This window comes from Streptomyces sp. NBC_00620, assembly GCF_026341825.1.
Classification (GTDB): Bacteria; Actinomycetota; Actinomycetes; order Streptomycetales; family Streptomycetaceae; genus Streptomyces.
Genome location: NZ_JAPENY010000002.1, coordinates 2,298,797 through 2,315,916, shown reverse-complemented (window position 1 = coordinate 2,315,916; position 17,120 = coordinate 2,298,797). Strand labels below are relative to the sequence as shown.

Annotated in this window: 13 protein-coding genes; 5 read left to right on the top strand and 8 right to left on the bottom strand. The window is 70.7% G+C overall.

Annotated elements, in window-relative coordinates; genetic code table 11:
- Window positions 1-153: 153 nt before the first annotated feature.
- Window positions 154-3,096 carry a glycoside hydrolase family 2 TIM barrel-domain containing protein gene (locus tag OG246_RS29745; RefSeq protein WP_266470063.1) on the top strand — a complete coding sequence of 981 codons (2,943 nt, stop codon included), beginning with the start codon at window positions 154-156 and terminating at the stop codon, window positions 3,094-3,096.
- Complete coding sequence (locus tag OG246_RS29740; RefSeq protein WP_266470061.1) at window positions 3,090-5,459, top strand: glycoside hydrolase family 95 protein; 2,370 nt, start codon at window positions 3,090-3,092, stop codon at window positions 5,457-5,459. Before OG246_RS29745 ends, OG246_RS29740 begins: the two co-directional genes overlap by 7 nt.
- Window positions 5,460-5,474: 15 nt before the next feature.
- On the opposite strand, the gene OG246_RS29735 is transcribed toward OG246_RS29740, so the two are convergent.
- The gene (locus OG246_RS29735; protein WP_266470059.1) at window positions 5,475-7,007 is read right to left on the bottom strand and encodes a sigma-70 family RNA polymerase sigma factor; all 1,533 of its coding nucleotides are present in this window, start codon (window positions 7,005-7,007) and stop codon (window positions 5,475-5,477) included.
- 164 nt (window positions 7,008-7,171) lie between these two features.
- Here OG246_RS29735 and OG246_RS29730 point away from each other — a divergent pair, with 164 nt between their 5' ends.
- Complete coding sequence (locus OG246_RS29730) at window positions 7,172-8,653, top strand: alginate lyase family protein (protein WP_266470056.1); 1,482 nt, start codon at window positions 7,172-7,174, stop codon at window positions 8,651-8,653.
- 110 nt (window positions 8,654-8,763) lie between these two features.
- Here OG246_RS29730 and OG246_RS29725 read toward each other — a convergent pair whose 3' ends face one another.
- The 3 genes from OG246_RS29725 to OG246_RS29715 form a co-directional block, all read right to left on the bottom strand.
- Complete coding sequence (locus tag OG246_RS29725; RefSeq protein WP_266470054.1) at window positions 8,764-9,459, bottom strand: TetR/AcrR family transcriptional regulator; 696 nt, start codon at window positions 9,457-9,459, stop codon at window positions 8,764-8,766.
- A 9-nt stretch (window positions 9,460-9,468) separates the two neighbouring features.
- The gene (locus OG246_RS29720) at window positions 9,469-10,365 is read right to left on the bottom strand and encodes a shikimate dehydrogenase (RefSeq protein ID WP_266470052.1); all 897 of its coding nucleotides are present in this window, start codon (window positions 10,363-10,365) and stop codon (window positions 9,469-9,471) included.
- A 100-nt stretch (window positions 10,366-10,465) separates the two neighbouring features.
- Entirely contained in the window at window positions 10,466-11,845 is a 1,380-nt protein-coding gene (locus tag OG246_RS29715) for an MFS transporter (protein ID WP_266470050.1), read from the bottom strand.
- A gap of 327 nt (window positions 11,846-12,172) precedes the next feature.
- Between OG246_RS29715 and OG246_RS29710 the strand changes: the two genes are divergently transcribed.
- Window positions 12,173-13,657, top strand: a complete 1,485-nt coding sequence (locus tag OG246_RS29710) for a carboxylesterase/lipase family protein (protein WP_266470049.1) — start codon at window positions 12,173-12,175, stop codon at window positions 13,655-13,657.
- A gap of 81 nt (window positions 13,658-13,738) precedes the next feature.
- Window positions 13,739-14,827 (top strand): ROK family protein, encoded by a 1,089-nt coding sequence (locus OG246_RS29705; RefSeq protein WP_266470047.1) that lies wholly within the window; start codon window positions 13,739-13,741, stop codon window positions 14,825-14,827.
- Here OG246_RS29705 and OG246_RS29700 read toward each other — a convergent pair.
- Genes OG246_RS29700 through OG246_RS29685 form a run of 4 tightly spaced genes read right to left on the bottom strand, consistent with a single transcriptional unit; the run spans window position 14,743 to window position 17,120 of the window.
- Window positions 14,743-15,579, bottom strand: a complete 837-nt coding sequence (locus OG246_RS29700; RefSeq protein ID WP_266470045.1) for a sugar phosphate isomerase/epimerase — start codon at window positions 15,577-15,579, stop codon at window positions 14,743-14,745. The genes OG246_RS29705 and OG246_RS29700 overlap by 85 nt on opposite strands.
- Window positions 15,576-16,526, bottom strand: coding sequence for a VOC family protein (locus tag OG246_RS29695; protein WP_266470042.1), 951 nt, complete (start codon window positions 16,524-16,526; stop codon window positions 15,576-15,578). Before OG246_RS29695 ends, OG246_RS29700 begins: the two co-directional genes overlap by 4 nt.
- Entirely contained in the window at window positions 16,519-16,926 is a 408-nt protein-coding gene (locus tag OG246_RS29690) for a carboxymuconolactone decarboxylase family protein (RefSeq protein ID WP_266470040.1), read from the bottom strand. The genes OG246_RS29695 and OG246_RS29690 overlap by 8 nt, the downstream gene beginning before the upstream one ends.
- Window positions 16,923-17,120 carry a tautomerase family protein gene (locus OG246_RS29685; RefSeq protein WP_266470038.1) on the bottom strand — a complete coding sequence of 66 codons (198 nt, stop codon included), beginning with the start codon at window positions 17,118-17,120 and terminating at the stop codon, window positions 16,923-16,925. The genes OG246_RS29690 and OG246_RS29685 overlap by 4 nt, the downstream gene beginning before the upstream one ends.

Below are 17,120 nucleotides of genomic sequence, written 5' to 3'. Positions count from 1 at the left end.
GGTGCGGCGTCGAGAGCGCTGCCCCGCCCGGAAACCCCACGCGTCGAACCCTCCCCTCCCGGCGCGTGCGCCGCCATGCCCACGCACTCCCCCACTCCCCCCGTTGCCCGAAAGCGCACACCGTCCACTGCCCGAAAGAAGGCCCCCGCTGTGATGAGTGAGCCCACCGCACACGAATACCTGGAGAGCTTCGCACCGGGCCGCGGCCGCGAGCGGCCCCGAGCCGCCTTCACCTCCGACGCACCTGAACTGGATCTGACCGGACCCTGGCGCTTCCATCTGGCCGCAGGGCTGCCGCAGGTCGTCGAGGGTTTCCAGGAAGCCGGGTTCGACGACAGCGACTGGGACACGATCCCGGTGCCGTCCTGCTGGCAGATGGAGGGGCTGCCGGGCGAGCCGCGCTTCGGCCCGCCCGCGTACACCAACCAGGTCTATCCGTTCCCGGTGGATCCGCCGCACGTACCGGACGCCAACCCGACCGGCGAGTACCGCCGCGAGTTCTTCCGCCCCGACAACTGGCCCGAGGGCCGCACCCTGTTGCGCTTCGAGGGTGTCGACTCCTGTTTCGCCGTCTGGCTCAACGGCACCCTGCTCGGCGATGGCAAGGGCAGTCGTCTGCCCACCGAGTTCGACGTCACCGACGCCCTGCGACCGGGTCGCAATGTCCTCGCGGTCCGGGTACACCAGTGGTCGTCCGGCAGCTACCTCGAGGACCAGGACATGTGGTGGCTGTCGGGGATCTTCCGGCCCGTCACCCTGGTCTCCCGCCCGGTCGGCGCGCTGACCGACTTCTTCGTGCACGCCGACTACGACCACCTCACCGGCGACGGCACCCTCTCCGTGCGGACCGACGGCCCGGCCCTGCTCAACGTCCCCGCTCTGGGCATCGTCGACGCCGATCCGGCGGGACCGCACCCCGTCCCCGGCGTCGTGCCCTGGTCGGCCGAGCAACCACACCTCTACGAGGGCGAGTTGGTCACTGACGGCGAGCGGATCCCTCTGCGGATCGGTTTCCGGCGGATCGAGGTGGTGGACGGCGTCATCCTCGCCAACGGGCGGCCCCTGCTCTTCCGGGGCGTCAACCGCCACGAGTGGCACCCCGACACCGGGCGCACTCTCAGCCACGAGGACATGCTCACGGACGTACTCCTGATGAAGCGTCACAACATCAACTCCGTCCGGACCAGCCACTATCCGCCCGACTCCGCATTCCTCGACCTGTGCGACACGTACGGGCTGTGGGTCGTCGACGAGTGCGACCTGGAGACACACGGCTTCGGACTGATCGGCTGGCAGGGCAATCCGAGCGACGACCCGCGCTGGCACGAGGCGTACCTGGACCGGATGCACCGCATGGTCGAGCGGGACAAGAACCATCCCAGCGTGGTCATGTGGTCGCTCGGCAACGAGGCGGGCACCGGCACCAACCTCGCGGCCATGGCCGCCTGGGCGAAGGACCGCGACCCGGACCGCCTCATCCACTACGAGGGCGACTACAACTGCCCGTACACCGACGTCTTCAGCCTGATGTACGCCGACCACGGAGAGGTGGGTCTTCTGGGACGGGGCCAGGAAGCGGTCGCCGAGGACCCGGCACTGGACGCGCGACGTCGCCAACTGCCGGTCATCCTCTGCGAGTACGCGCACGCCATGGGCAACGGCCCGGGCGGTCTCAGCGAGTACCAGGAACTCTTCGAGGAACACCCCCGGCTGCACGGCGGCTTCGTCTGGGAGTGGATCGACCACGGCGTCCGGCGCCGCACCCCTCAGGGCCGCGAACACTTCGCGTACGGCGGCGACTTCGGCGAACCGGTGCACGACGACAACTTCTGCTGCGACGGGCTGGTCTTCGCCGACCGCACTCCCTCCCCCGGCCTCACGGAGTACAAGAAGGCCGTGGAGCCGGTGCGCATCACCGTCGACACCACGGTTGGGACGGTACGCGTCCGGAACCTGCTGCACACCCTGGACACTGCCCATCTGCGGTTCCGTTGGTCGGTCGAGGACAACGGACAGCCGCGCGGGGATGGAGAGTTGGCGCTGCCGCCGGTGCCCGCGGGCGCCGGCGGGGAACTGCTCTGGCCCGAGGCGCTCACCAAGCTCTGCGACGCCCCCCTGGAGGACGGCGAGGAGCGGTGGGTCACGGTCGTCGCGGAGCTCGCGGAGGACGAGTCGTGGGCGCCGGCCGGCCACGAGATCGCCTGGGACCAGGCTGCCGTCGTAGGCCCCACGCCGGACGTTCCACCGGTGGTCCGACCCGTGGTCCCAGTCCTCGCCAACGGCACGTACACCCTCGGACCCGCGGTCTTCGACGCCGTATCCGCAACGCTGACCGCACTGGGCGGCCTCCAAGTCGACGGCCCCCGCCTCGACCTGTGGCGCGCCCCCATCGACAACGACCTGCGCACCTGGAACGGCCCCCTCGCCGAGGCATGGCGCAAGGCCGGCCTCAACCGCCTGGAACACCGGCTGGTCGACCTCCGCCCCCACGACGGCGGCCTGGAAGTCATCACGCGCACCGCTCCCGCGGGCGCCGACTTCGCCATGCATACGGTCTTCCACTGGTCCGCCGACGCCGAGGACCCCGGCCTGCTCCAACTCACCCTGACCACCGAACCGGTGGGCACCTGGCCCTGCCCGCTCCCCCGCATCGGCATCCGCATGGCACTCCCGCACGACATCGAGACGGTCGACTGGTTCGGGCTCGGCCCCGGTGAGGCGTACTCCGACACCACCACCGCCGCCCGCGTCGGGCACTTCCACGCCGCCGTCGACGATCTCCAGACTCCGTACGTCCTGCCGCAGGAGAACGGCAACCGGCGCCAGGTGCGCCACGCCCGCCTCACCGACCCGGACGACGTCGGCCTGACCGTCACCGGGTACCCACACACCGATCTCACCGTGCGCCGCTGGACCAGCGAGGACCTCGACACCGCACAGCACACCAGCGACCTGCGCCCCCGCGACCGTGTGTACGTCAACCTCGACGCCGCGCACCACGGCATCGGCAGCGGCGCCTGCGGTCCCCGCACCCAGCCCCAGTTCCAGCTCGACGCCCGCCCGGTCACGCTGACTCTCGGCTTCCGCGCGTGCTGACGCTCTGGTACCGGCAGCCCGCGGAGGACTTCCTCGCGGCGCTGCCGCTGGGCAACGGGTCCCTGGGCGCGATGGTGCACGGACTCGTCGTACGGGAGCGGATCGACCTCAACGCCGACACCCTCTGGTCCGGCGGTCCCTCAGACCACAACGACGACGGGGCGGCCGCGCACCTTCCCGCCCTGCGCGAGGCGGTGCTCCGTGACCGCGACCATGTGCGTGCCGAGGAGCTGGCCACGCGGATGCAGGGGCCGTTCACGCAGGCTTACCAGCCACTGGGCGCCCTGCTGCTCGACCTGGACCACGGCGGGGAAGTCACCGCGTACCGGCGGGCGTTGGACCTGACCGAAGGCGTCGGCATGGTCGCGTACACCGTCGATGGCGTACGCCACACCCGCGAACTGTTCGTGTCGGCGGTCGCGGGCGTCCTCGCGATCCGACTGAGCTGTGACCGCCCGGGGGCACTGTCCTTCACAGCCCGCCTGCACTCGGCACACCCGGGATCGGCGCCGGGCGCGGTCATCACGGGCCGCGCCCCCACTCACGTGCACTTCGAGGCCACCGGCCCCGACGCCGTCACGTACTCGCCCGACGTGGGGACCGGATTCGCCGCAGGGCTTCACGTCCAGGCCGACCGGGACGGCGCTGTCGAGCGCACCCCGGACGGATGCCTACGCGTCACCGGAGCGACGACCGCCACCCTGCTCGTCGCCGCCACGACCGGATATCGGGGCTGGAACCACACCCCGCTCGGCCCGGAGTCCGGCCTGGACGCCGACGTCGTACGGCAGTTGGAGACCGCCTTCGCCCTTCCGTACGAGCGACTGCGCGCCGAGCACGCCGCCGACCACCGGGCCCTCCAGGGACGGACCGACCTGCGCCTGGACCACGACCCGGCTCTCGATGACCTGCCGACCGACGAGCGCCTCGCCGCGGTCAGAGCAGGCGCCGACGATCCGGGCCTGACCGCACTGCACTTCGCGTACGGCCGCTACCTGCTCATCGCCTCCTCCCGTCCCGGCTCCCAGCCGGCCAACCTCCAGGGCATCTGGAACACCGCGGTCCAGCCGCCCTGGCAGTCCAACTGGACCACCAACATCAACCTCCAGATGAACTACTGGCACGCAGAGACCACCGCCCTGCCGGAATGCCACGAGCCGCTCTTCGACCTGGTCGACGACCTCGCCGAGGCCGGCCGCCGCACCGCGCGGGCCTACTACGGCTGCCGCGGCTGGACCGCCCACCACAACGTCGACATCTGGCGCAGCACCAATCCGGTGCAGGGCAGCCCGAGTTGGGCCAACTGGCCGATGGGGGCGGCGTGGCTGTGCGCCCATCTCTGGGAGCACTTCCGGTTCACCGCCGATCACCGCTTCCTCGCCGAGCGCGCGTACCCGGCGATGCGGGAGGCCGCCGTCTTCCTCCTGGACTTCCTCGTCGAGGACACCGACGGACGGCTCGTCACCTGTCCCTCCACCTCACCCGAGCACCGCTTCCGGGCAGCCGACGGATCATTGGTCGCCACCGGCGCGGCGAGCACGATGGATCTCTGGCTCACCGGAGAACTCTTCGGGAACTGCCTCTCGGCGATCGGGGAGTTGGGCCTGCGCGACGAGATCGAAGACTCCCTGCGCACTGCCCGCGAACGGCTGCGCCCGGTGGCGTACGTGGCCGGGGAGCCGCTGCCCGAGTGGTGGGAGGACGTCGAGCCCGAGGACCTCGGACACCGCCATCTGTCCCACCTCTACGGCCTCTACCCGGGTTCGCTGATCGACGCCGAGGGCACGCCGGAGCTGTTCGCCGCCGCCCGCGCCGCCCTGAACCAGCGTCTCGCGCACGGCGGCGGGGGCACCGGCTGGAGCCTCGCCTGGGTCGCCGCGCTCGCCGCCAGGCTCGGTGACGGAGACCTCGCCCAGCGCAGCATCAACTCCCTTCTGGCGGGCTCCACTTCGGACAACCTCTTCGACCTGCATCCGCCGGAGCTGTTCCAGATCGACGGCAACTTCGGTGCCACGGCCGCCATGGCCGAACTGCTCCTGCAGAGCCACACCGGCGAACTACGGCTCCTGCCCGCGCTGCCGTCCGCCTGGCCGCGCGGTAGCGTCCGGGGCCTGCGGGCCCGGGGCGGCGTCGGCGTGGACCTCGACTGGCAGGACGGCGCGCTCACCGGTGCCCGACTGACCCTCACCGCACCGGGCCCTTACACGTTGACCGCCCCCACCGCCGGGCGCCTCCTGCGGGTGACGGACGGCGAGGGCCGGCCCGTCGCGGTGGACAGCACGCTCCTGCCGGGCGGGTTCGTGCGCACGGCCTTCACGGCAGTCGGGACATCGGTTCACCACGTGCGCCCTCGCCTGCGGTGACTGGCGGGGGCGCGATCAGGTCCAGGGCGCGACGACGGTGAAGGAACGGCTGGCGCGGAACGCGGTGGTGTTCTGGGCGGGGTCGACCCAGAGTTCGAGGTTGTCGCGGTAACGGAGGTAGCGACCGGGGTAGTTGTACGACTCCAGGGAGACCGACCCGTCGGTGGAACCGGGCCGGGCGCAGAAAGTGGCGTCCTTCCGGAAGACGGCCGATCCGTCGTTCGCGTCCAGTTGGATTCGGAAGGCGTAGTGGCGCAGGTATCTGCCTGAGGCGTCCTCGATCGAGTAGCAGTGGGAATCGGCCAGTCCGGTGACGAATCGGAAGGTGGCTTCCTGCTTCGCGGGCTCGGGACTGGTCGCGGCGACGGGACTGAGGAAGCCGAGATTGCCGACTTCACGCACATAGCGGCCGGATTGGTCGACCGATCGCAGGGCGTGGCGCCCGAGAAGCGTCGAGGCGGCCGTCGATGTCGGGGTGGCGGACGTCGTCGGGGTCGGCGGTGACGACGGGGTGGCGGACGATGTCGGGGCCTGGACCTGTGCCTGCGCCGCAGGTGGTCGTACGGGCGCGTCGGACCGTGTGTAGGCATACAGAGCGCCGGCACCAGCGAGGACCACCGCCCCGGCCGTCAACGTCGCCACCGGCTTGGTCGCCAACCTGCCCAGCACGTGTGCTACCCGGCCTGCGCTGTCGGGAGCGTGCGCGGTCCCACCCGCCGCCGAGGCCGAGGGCATCGACTTGGCCAGCAACAGCCCCGCCAGGCCGATCGGCACCGGCACCAGCGCGAAGCCGCCCAACAGCCCCTCCGCGGGGACCAGTTCGGAGGTGTTGAACAGGCACTGCGGGCAGTCGCGGACATGACGCGCCAGCCGCTTGCGCCACCGCGCGTTCGGCCGGCCGTCCCAGGAGGCCAGCTGCGCCTCCAGTTCCGCACAGCGCGGCGACGCGGCCAGAGCCCGCACCACGGCCCGCCCGGACTCCAGCCGCTCCTTGACCCGCTGCACCCGTACCGCGGCATGCTGCGGCGCGAGTTCGCAGGCCGCCGCGAGTTCGGCACGGGTCAGCTCCCCGGCGGCCTCCAGCCACCACAGCGAGAGCACCTCACGCTCCTCGTCCTCCAGCCAGCGGGTCGCCTCCACCGCCTCGCGCCGCTGTCCCGACAGGGCCAGCCGGAGAATGGCCAGATCGGCGAAGTCCGCCTCCGGGGCCGTCTCCTGGACAGCCTCGTCCGGCAGATCCGCCTGCGGCCGAACCTGCCGACCGCGCCACCGATCGCGGACCTGCCGTACGGCGATGGCAACCAGCCAGGACCGGAACCGCTCCGGTTCCTCCAGGCCCGACAGCCCGTCCAGGGCCCGCAGCATCGTGTCCTGGACCACGTCGTCGACGTCGCTGTGCCCGTCGAGGGCCCGCCCGACGATGTTGTAGACCAACGGCAGACAGGCCCGCACGAGGTGCTCCAACGCCTCCGGGTCGCCCGCCCGCGCCGCCACGACCACCGCGACGTCCGGCCGTTCCCGCACGTCCTGCGAGCGATCCCGTCCCACCTTGTCCCGCCCCACCTCGTCGACGAACGCCCGATGCTGACGTTCCGAAGGATGGCAGTGTGCCAGAGGCGTTCGAAACTCCCTTCCGCGGTTTCTGTTATCCGCGATCCGCCCGCACGTCTCCTGTGTGTATGCCGAATCCGACAGGAGCCAATTCAGTGTCAATGAGCCAGGACGACAGCCGACCGATGATGAGCCGACGCAGCGTGCTGCGGATCACGGGCGCGGCCACCGTGGCGGCCGGCCTCGGGACAGCCGCGGTCGGCGCCGCCGCCTCTCCCGCGACCGCCGCTCCCGCCTTCGCACATCCGGGGATGCTGCACACGCAGGCCGACTTCGACCGTATGGCCGCCAAGGTGAAGGCGGGCACCGGTCTGTGGAAGGAGGGCTACGCCAAGCTGGCGGGCAATCCGCGCGGGCTGAGCACCTGGAGGGCGAACCCGCTCGCGACAGTCATCCGCGGCGCAGACGGTGACAATGTCGCCACGCTCGCCTGGGACGTCCACGCCGCCTACCAGAACGCGCTGCGCTGGAAGGTCACCGGCGACACGGCCCACGCGGACGCCGCCCGCGACATCCTCAACGCCTGGTCGGCCAAACTCACCACGCTCGACGGCAGCGCCGACCGGTTCATCGCGGCGGGCATCCACGGCTACCAGTTCGCGAACGCCGCGGAGATCATGCGCGGCTACAACGGCTTCGACCTCGCCCGGTTCAAGAAGATGATGCTGGCCGTCTTCTACCCGATGAGCAGCAGCTTCCTCGCCAAGCACAACGGCGCCTACGACTCCAACTACTGGAGCAGTTGGGACCTGTTGAGCGTGGCGTGCGTACTGTCCGTCGGCATCCTCTGCGACGACCAGGACAAGGTCGACGAAGCCGTCACGTACTTCAAGACCGGCAAGGGCCTGGGCTCCGTCAAGAACGCCATCCCGTTCCTCCACCCCGGCGGCCTCGGACAGATGGTGGAGGTCGGACGCGACCAGGGACACGCCCTGCTGAGCGTGGGCCTGTTGGGCACCATCTGTGAAATGGCGTGGAACCAGGGCATCGACCTGTACGGCTACGACGACAGCCGCGTCCTCAAGGGCGTCGAGTACGCCGCCAAGTGGAACCTCGGCCACGACGTCCCCTTCACCTCCTGGACCTGGCACAAGGGCGCGCCCGGCTCGTGGGAGGGATGGGAGACGTTCACGGAAGCGTCCACGTGGTCCCGAGGTCAAGTGCGCCCGATCTGGGAAGGCCTCTACAACCACTACGTCAACCGCCGTGGCCTCGACGCCCCGTACGTGAGCGCTATGGCCGCCAAGGTCAGGCCCGAGGGCGGCGGCGGGGACTACGGAACCGGCGGCGGCCTCGACCACCTCGGCTTCGGCACCCTGGCCTTCACCCGGGACAAGGCGATCGTCTCCGCCACCGCGCCGACACCGTCCGCGAGTACGTCCGACACGGCGTCCACCTCCGACACCGGCGCCGCGAACCCTGCCGCCGACGCCTCCGACGGAACCCAGCCGCAGGGCGGCCGGGGCGAGGACCTCGCCGCCACCGGCACGGGCGGCATCGCCGCCGCAGCCGCCACCGGCGTCCTCGCCATCGCGGGCGGCTTCATCGCCCTGCGCCGCAGAGGCGCCCGCGGCAACAGCTGAACACCGGCCGACTCGGGCGGAATTACAGGCCGGGGCGGGTCGGCACTGTCCTGCGCGGTGCGCGCCGACAGCGCCGACCCGCCCCGGGCATGGGCCTGCAGTGGCACGCCCTACCCGATGGCGGGTTGTTCGCCGGTCGTGAGGTAGGCGATGACCATGTCGCCCAGCAGGGTCCGGTAGTGATCTCGGCGGTCCGGTGCGGTGAGGTCCCGTCCGAAGAGGGCGCCGAAGGTGTGCCGGTTCGTGATCCGGAAACAGCAGAATGCGCTGATCATCATGTGCAGATCGACGGCGTCCACCCCGGCGGTGAAGACCCCTTGTTCGCGGCCCGCGCGGAGAATCCGGTCGATGATGGCGATCACCGGGGCGTTGAGCGAACGCAGTGTCGGCGAGGCGGCGATGTGCTCGGCCTGGTGGATGTTCTCGATGCTGACGAGACGCATGAAGTCCGGGTGCGCCTCGTGGTGGTCGAAGGTGAGACCGGCCAGCCGACGGATCGCGGACACCGGGTCGAGATGCTCGACGCCGAGTTCTTGTTCGCTGTGCCGGATGCTGGCGTACGCCCGCTCCAGTACGGCCGTGAACAGCTGTTCCTTGCTGCCGAAGTAGTAGTAGATCATGCGTTTGGTGGTCCGGGTGCGGTCGGCGATGTCGTCGATGCGGGCGCCGGAATAGCCGATGCGAGCGAACTCCTCCGTCGCGGCCTCGAGGATCTCGGCCTGGGTCCGTGAGGCGTCCCGGGTACGTCTGGCAGCGGGCTGTCCCTCTGTCAGTGTCAGGGGCCGCGGGGGGACGGAAGCTGGCATTGAGGTTCCTCACCGGGTGGGACTGCCGACGAGGTCGGCGAGGTCTTCGAGCATACGATCGATGTGCGGCTCGCAGCCGGTGAACAGCCGGAACGCGTCGGCGGCTTGGAAGACGGCCATGCCGCCGCCATCGAGAGTGCGGCAGCCGAGGGCGCGTGCCGTGCGCAGCAACTCGGTCTCCAGGGGGCGATACACGACCTCGGCCACCCACAGCCGTGGGTGCAGCAGCTCGGCCGGGAACGGCAGCCCCGGGTGGCCCGCCATACCGGTGGGGGTGGCGTGGACCAGGCCGTCGACGCGGGCCAGCTCGGCCGCCAGGTCCGGCAGCGGCGCGGTGCTCGCCCGGCCGGGCCCGAAGGTGCGGTTGAGAGCGGCGGCGAGGACGGCCGCGCGCGTCTGGTCGGCGTCCACGAGGACGAGCCGGTCGGCGCCGACGGTGAGCAGCGCGTGAGCGACGGCGGCCCCGGCCCCGCCCGCCCCGAGCTGCAGGACCGAACCGGTCGGTACGTCTGGCAGTCCGCGCGCGAAGGACTGGGCGAATCCGGTGCCGTCGGTGTTGTGCCCGATGGCGCGCCCGGCCCGGAAGACGACGGTGTTGACGGCGCCGATCTCCGCCGCCTCGGGCGCGAGTTCGTCCAGGTGCTCGATCACGAGTTGTTTGCAGGGGTGGGTGATGTTGAGGCCGTCGAATCCCAGGGAGCGGGCGGACTTCAGCAGTTCGCCAACGGCCGTGGCCGGCAGCGCCAGTTCGTCGATGTCGATGATGCGGTAGAGCAGGCGCAGACCGTGCCGGTCCGCTTCCCGCTCGTGCAGGGCGGGGCTGAGCGAGGGGCCGATACCGGCTCCGATCAGCCCTGTGAGAAAGGAGGAACTCACGGTGGAGGGGGTCACGGTGGAGGAGGTCACAGTGATCGCGGGGTTCCTTCCGGCAATCGGAGGTTGGTGCGCCTGCGGCCGTCTGCACGGGGGCGGACGGCCGCAGGCGCGGCGGGGACGGGGGACAGGGTCAGACGGCCGTCGACTCCGCCGACTCGCGCTCGGCGGCCTGGGCCTGGCGCATGCCCGGCTTCATACCGAGCTCGGCGGTGGGCACGTTGTAGGTCTCGCGGGCGGTCAGCACGGCGATCGAGCTGACGACACACATCGAGGCGGTGAGGATCCCGACAGCGACCCAGTTCTTGCCGTCGGAGCCGGAGAGCTGTGCCGCGTAGGTGACGGCGAATCCGGTGATGGCGAACCCGCACTGGGTGCTGATGGCCATGCCCGACAGGCGGACCCGCGTGTTGAACATCTCGGCGTAGAGCGAGGGCCAGATGCCGTTGGAGGCGCTGTACACCAGGCCCATGGTGGCTGCGCCGGCCAGGAAGATCAGCGGGTAGCTCTTCGAGGTCACGGCAGCCAGATAGACGAAAATCATGACGGCGCTGCCGATGGAGCCGATGAGGAAGACGGGCTTGCGGCCGATGCGGTCGGAGAGCTTGGCCCACATCGGGAGCGCGATCAGGGCCACCAGGTTGGCGAAGACACTGACCCACAGCATGGTGGTGCGGTCGAGGCCGACGGCACCGGTGGAGTAGGACAGCACCCAGACCCCGCCGATCGTGCTCACCGCCGCGATGAGCGCCGCCGAAGCCACCCGCAGCATGTCGGCCCAGTGGTCCCGGAGGAGTTCGACCACCGGCAGCTTGGCCACCTCGGCGCGCTCCGAGATCTCCTCGAAGGCCGGGGCCTCCTGCAGGTTGCGCCGGATGAAGTACGCGGCCAGGGTCACGAACGCGCTCAGCAGGAACGGGATGCGCCAGCCCCAGGTGAGCAACTGGTTCTCCGGGAGGGAGGCGATCGGGATGAAGACCAGGGTGGAGATGATCAGGCCGAACTGAGTCCCGTTGAGGGTGAAGCTGGTGAAGTAGCCGCGTTGGTTCTCCGGCGCGTGTTCGAGCGTCAGGGAACTGGCGCTGGACTGCTCACCCGCGGCGGACAGCCCCTGGAGGAAGCGCAGCACCACGAGCAGGACCGGGGCCAGCGTGCCGACCTGGCCGTAGGTGGGCAGGCAGCCGATCAGGAAGGTCGACAGGCCCATCAGGAAGAGCGTGAAGACCATGATCTTCCTGCGGCCGATCCTGTCCCCGAAGTGCCCGAGGAAGACGGCGCCGATGGGGCGGGCCGCGTAGGCCACACCGAAGGTCGCCATCGAGATCAGGGTCGCGGTGGCCGGGTCGTCCGGGTCGAAGAAGACCTTGGGGAAGACCAGCGCGGCGGCACTGCCGTAGATGAAGAAGTCGTAGTACTCCAGGGCGCTGCCGATCCATGCGGCGAGGGCCGCCTTTCGGTGCCCACTGGGTGGAGTCTTCGACTCCGAGGCGTCATCGAGCGAACGAGCGGTCACGTGTGCTCCTCTTTGAGTACCGCGAGTGCTCCCGTTGCGGGAACGGCCGGGGTGAGCGGGGACAGAGGGGGGACGAGCGCGGCGGACGACATCACAACTCGCTTACGGGGATGCCGTGTCGAGCGGACCTGCCGGATGGCTGGCGGGGATGGCAGCCAATTAACGTACTAGGAAGTTAATAGGGGACTGTGGGGTCACTTCCGGCCGACGTCAAGACATCCGGCGGAAGTTATTTCGTCACGCTTCACCTCTTGCGGCGGAGGCGTCTCGCCGCTAGATATAACGAACCAGTGAGTACATTGATCGGCCACGAAGAGGTGGGCGCTTATGCCAGGGATACAGGTGGAGACCCTGCTGGGGCCCGTCAGAGGCGCCGCGGAGGGCTGCCCGGTCCTCTCCTGGAAGGGCATCCCCTACGCCGCGCCTCCCGCCGGGGAGCTCCGCTTCCGGCCGCCGGCTCCTGTCAAGCCCTGGACGGCGGTACGGGACGCCACGCGCTTCGGTCCCCAGGCGGTCCAGTTCACCCCGGCCTCCCGCGCCTCCGGCCAGGGCGTCGAGGGCGAGGAGGACTGCCTCACCCTCAATGTCTGGGCCCCGGCGGAGCCGGCCGCGCCCAGGCCGGTGCTGTTCTGGATCCACGGCGGCGCGTTCCTGCACGGCAGCGGCGGTCTCTATGACGGCGCGTGGCTGGCCGAGGTGTGCGACGCGGTCGTGGTGACCGTCAACTACCGGCTCGGCCCGCTCGGTTTCGTCGACCTTGAGCACCTCGGTATCGCCGACACCGCCAATCCCGCACTGCGCGACCTGGTCGCGGCCCTGGAGTGGGTGCGCGGGAACATCGCCCCGTTCGGCGGCGACCCCGGCCGGGTGACGCTCTCCGGCCAGTCGGCCGGCGGCATGCTCACCACCACCCTGCTGGCGGTCCCGGCCGCCTGCGGGCTGTTCCACCAGGCCCTGGTGCTCAGCGGCGCCGCCCGCAACGTCCACACCCCGGACCAGAACGCCGAGGTAGTCGACCGCTTGCTCACCGCCCTGGAGACGACCGCCGACCGGCTGGCCGACGTGCCGGTCCGGGCGCTGCGGGACGCCGCGGCGCACGTCGTGGCCGGCGCGGGCGACGAGGTGCTGCGCGGCGACGGCTTCTGCCCCGTGGTGGACGGCGCCGTGTTGCACCAGGCGCCGCTGGCGGCGGTCTTGAGCGGTGAGGCCCGGCACCTCCCGGTGTGGATCAGCCACGTCAGCCACGAGATGGACATCTTCCTCGGCCCCCCTGCCGCCCCGGTCCTGGCCGGCACGGACAGGGCCGGTCAGGCGGCCCTCGGCGAGCAGCGCTGGGCCGAGCTCGGGAAGGCGTACGTGTCCCTCCCCGAGGCCGGCCGCGACCCTCAACTCGACCTCCTGGACGACACGATGTGGCTGATCCCGGCCATCCGGCTGGCCGAGGCACAGCACGCGGCCGGCGGCCAGGTCTGGTTCAGCCGCTTCGACCACGTGCCCGGCCTGCCCCCGTACGACCGGCTCGGCGCGACCCATGGCGCCGACAACCGCTGCCTCTGGGCCCGCCCGCCCGCCTTCAACAACCTGGCCGGCCTGCCGCCCGCCCCGCCCATGGGCCCGGCCGACCTCGCCGTCACCGCGACGCTGCACCGAGCGGTGCGGGCCTTCCTGCACACCGGCGCCCCCGACTGGCCCCGCTACGAACCGGAGGACCGCGCCACGATGATCCTCGACGACCGGCCACGGATCGCATACGACCCCCGCCGCGAACGCCGCCTCCTCTGGGCAGGCCTGCCCGAGCACGCCGCCCCCTGACTCTCTCTCAAGATCGGCCGGAAGGGGCGATACAGGTACGGCCGACCGTCCGTCCCTTACCCTGGGCAGGGAGGCGATAGCGTGGCGACGGCCGGGTCGAAGTACGTGGTGCAACGCCTCGACGGGGTCCGTCGGGCCAATCTCGCGGTCGTGTCGCGCACGATCGACCGCCTCCGGATCGCATCGCAGACGGCGATCTCCGACGAGACCGGGCTTGCGAACGGCGCCGCGGCGAACCTGCTCGCGGAGCTCCGCCGGATCGGGCTGGTCGAAGATACGGAGATCGCCGGGACCGGCACCAGGGGACGACCCCGCCGGGCGGTGCGGCTGGCTTCCCGCTTCGCGCTGGCGGTCGGAGTCGAGGTGAGCGTCGAGGCAGTCGCTATCAGCGTCCGCGGTACGGACGGGGTCGAGTTGGCGAACAGCTACGCCCGCCAGGAGCGACGGCCGGACTCGCTGCCCGCGGCGGTGCTCGATGTCCTCGCGGAGTACGAGAAGCTGCTCGGCACGACCGGCCTCCCGCCGCTCACAGCGAGCCTCGTGATCGCGCTGCCTGGCGTTGTGGCCTCGCCGCACCTGCAGGTGCCGCCATTCGGGTGGACCGACGTCCTGATCCCGGATCTCATCCGAACCGCACCCCCGACCGTCCGACGGCTCGCCTTCCTCAACGACGGTGACGCGGCCGTGATCGCCGAGGCCGCCCTGCGCCCGGAGGTCGAGTGTGTGGCCGCGATCCACGGCAGTGACGGCATCGGCGGCGGGGTCAGCCTGAACGGACGGCTGTTCTCCGGTGCCGGCGGGGCCGCCGGGCAGTTCGGGCATGTGGTCATCGAGACCAGTGGGCGACCGTGCCACTGCGGCAACCGGGGCTGTCTGTGCCAGTACATCTCGACCACCGCATTCGCGGAGGATTTGCAGGAGGGGGCGACGCTCTCGGAGCTGGGTCACCGCGGTTACGCAGCGGATCTCGCCACGCGCGCGCGTCAGGGTGACTCGGCGGTCTCCGAGCGGGAACGTCGTGGATATGTCCGCGCTCGCCATCGGCCGGCGGACGGCGAGCGGGCAGGAGCTGCGGGCCGGGGCGTTCAGCTCGCGGGAAGCACCCCAAGAGCCTTGGACGCCTTGGTGAAGGCCAGCGCCGCCATCTCGTCGACCGGGAGGTCCCGGTAGCCGGGGTAGTTGACCTCGATGCAGTACGGACCGCGGAAACCGCGTTCGTGCAGGCCCAACAGCAGTCCCTGGACGTCCAGTTCACCGTCGCCGGGCAGCAGGCGCCCTTGTCGTGCCTCGGTGAGGAAGTCGCCGTCCACGACGCGGCCGTCATTGAGCTGGACGGCCACGATCCGGTCGGGCGGCAGACCGTCGAGGTCGGCCAGGCTGGAGCGGGTGTTGTAGAAGTGCCAGACGTCGATCATCAGCCCGGCGTTGGGGGCGCCGGAGGCCTCCACCACCGCGCGGGCGGTGGCGACGTCCTTCAGCCCGGACCAGGGAAACGCCTCGACCGCGACACGCAGCCCGTACGCGGCGACACGGTCGCAGATCGTACGGAGCCTGGCACCCGCCGCCGCGATGTCGAGCTCGTCCCCGGTGAACTCGCCCGCCGTGACGTGATGCGGCCGGAACGCCCGGGCGAGCGCGCCCACGGCTGCGGCGGTGTCACCGCCACCGGTGCCCGCCGAGGCCCAGCCACTGAGGAACTCGATTTCCCGCAGGGCGAGTCCGTGAGTACCGAGCACGGCACGCATGGACGCGTCGCTCGCCCCGGCGACCCGCATCAGCCGGTAGTCGTCGGTGTGCAGGCCGATGCCGGTGAAGCCTGCGGCGGCCGCCGCGCGGCAGCGCTCCGCGAACGGCACTCGGGCGGGTTGCGCGAAGCCCGCGCCGGACAGGGTCACGAAGCTCGCGGTCAGCTCCCGCGTCATGGCAGCACCGGGGTGGCGTGGGAGTGGAAACTCGGGGGCACGTCCAGGCCCCAGGCGGTGGAGCGGCCCTGGCCCTCGGTGGTCCAGGTGACCGGCTCCCAGTCGGGGGCGAAGATGTGGATGCCGCCGGAGAACACCTCGATGCGGTTGCCGCCCGGCTCCAGGACGTAGAGGAAGAAGCCCTGGGTGCGCGAGTGCTTGGCCGGGCCGAACTCGATCTCGACACCCAGTTCGCAGAAGATGTCGGCGGCGCGGAGCACGTCCTCGCGGTTCTCGACGGCGTACGCGAGGTGGTGCAGCCGCCCGCTGACGCCGGGCACCGGTTCGCGGGTGATGGCGAGGTCGTGGGCCTTGTTCATCAGGCTGAGCCAGGCGCCGACCTCGGGCTGGCCCGGCGGGATCAGGTGCTCGCGGAGCTTGAAGCCGAGGGCCTCGCACATGATCTCGCGCGTGCCCGGTACGTCGTTCGCGAGGACGTTGATGTGGTCGATGCGCGCCGCGCCGACTCCCCGGGTGACGGAGGACTGGGGCTGGTTGGGCAGGTAGGAGGCCTTGCCCGTCGGGGCTCGGTACTTCTCGGTCTCGTAGTAGAGCTCCATGCGCTGGCCGCTCGGGGCGATGAAGGAGTACGCCTTGCCGTGCCCGAAGTCCCCGTCGATCCACTCCCCGTCGACGCCGCGTTCCTCCAGCGCCGCGGCCCGGCGGATCAGGGCCTGCGGGCTCACCGCGCGCCAGGCGACATGACCGAGGCCGGCCCGGTCGGCGGCGGTCAGTTTCAGGGTCGTCAGGTCGTGGTCGCCCCAGGCGCGCAGATAGGCGCTGCCGCCGGATTCGTGCACCAGGTCGAGCCCGTAGACCTCGGTGAAGAAGGCCAGGCTCTGGTCGTACACGGGGGTCAGCAGCTCGGCGTGGCCGAGGTGGGCCAGTTCGTAGAGCGGCTCAGTCACGCTCGTTCTCCTTCGCCTTCTTTTCCAGCTCCGCGATGTCGGCCAGCACCTGGGGGCCGCGGTTGATCGCGGAGAATCCGGTGAACAGGAACGCCAGGTCGATGACGGCGTGCAGCTCGTCCCAGCTGGCACCGGCCCGTAGCGCGGCGAGGCCGTGCAGCTTGGCGGCGTCGCTGAGCTTGGCGTGCAGGATGCCGAATAGCACCAGCTGGACGGTCTTCTGGTCCAGCGCCTCCGGATACATGACCATGTTGCGCAGTCGCTCCTGCGCCAGCAGCAGTTCCGGGTTGTCCTTCTCGGACGCCTCGAAACGGGAGGCGACGCGCGGCGGGACGAAGCCCAGCATCCGTTCGTACGTCGCCCGGAAGTCATCGATGCTCTCGGGGCGGTCATCGCTCATTGGGATGTCTCCTGTTCTGCCTTGGTGATGTCGCCCGCAGCCCAGTGCTCCGGCGGGATTTCGTGGACGAGGACCCGGATGGCCCCGTCGGGGGCGTCCAGGGAGTCCCGTACGGCGGCATGCACCTGGTGGATGAGGTCGCGGACCATCGAAGGAGGGCGTCCGGCGACGATGCTGATCTCGACGATTGGCAT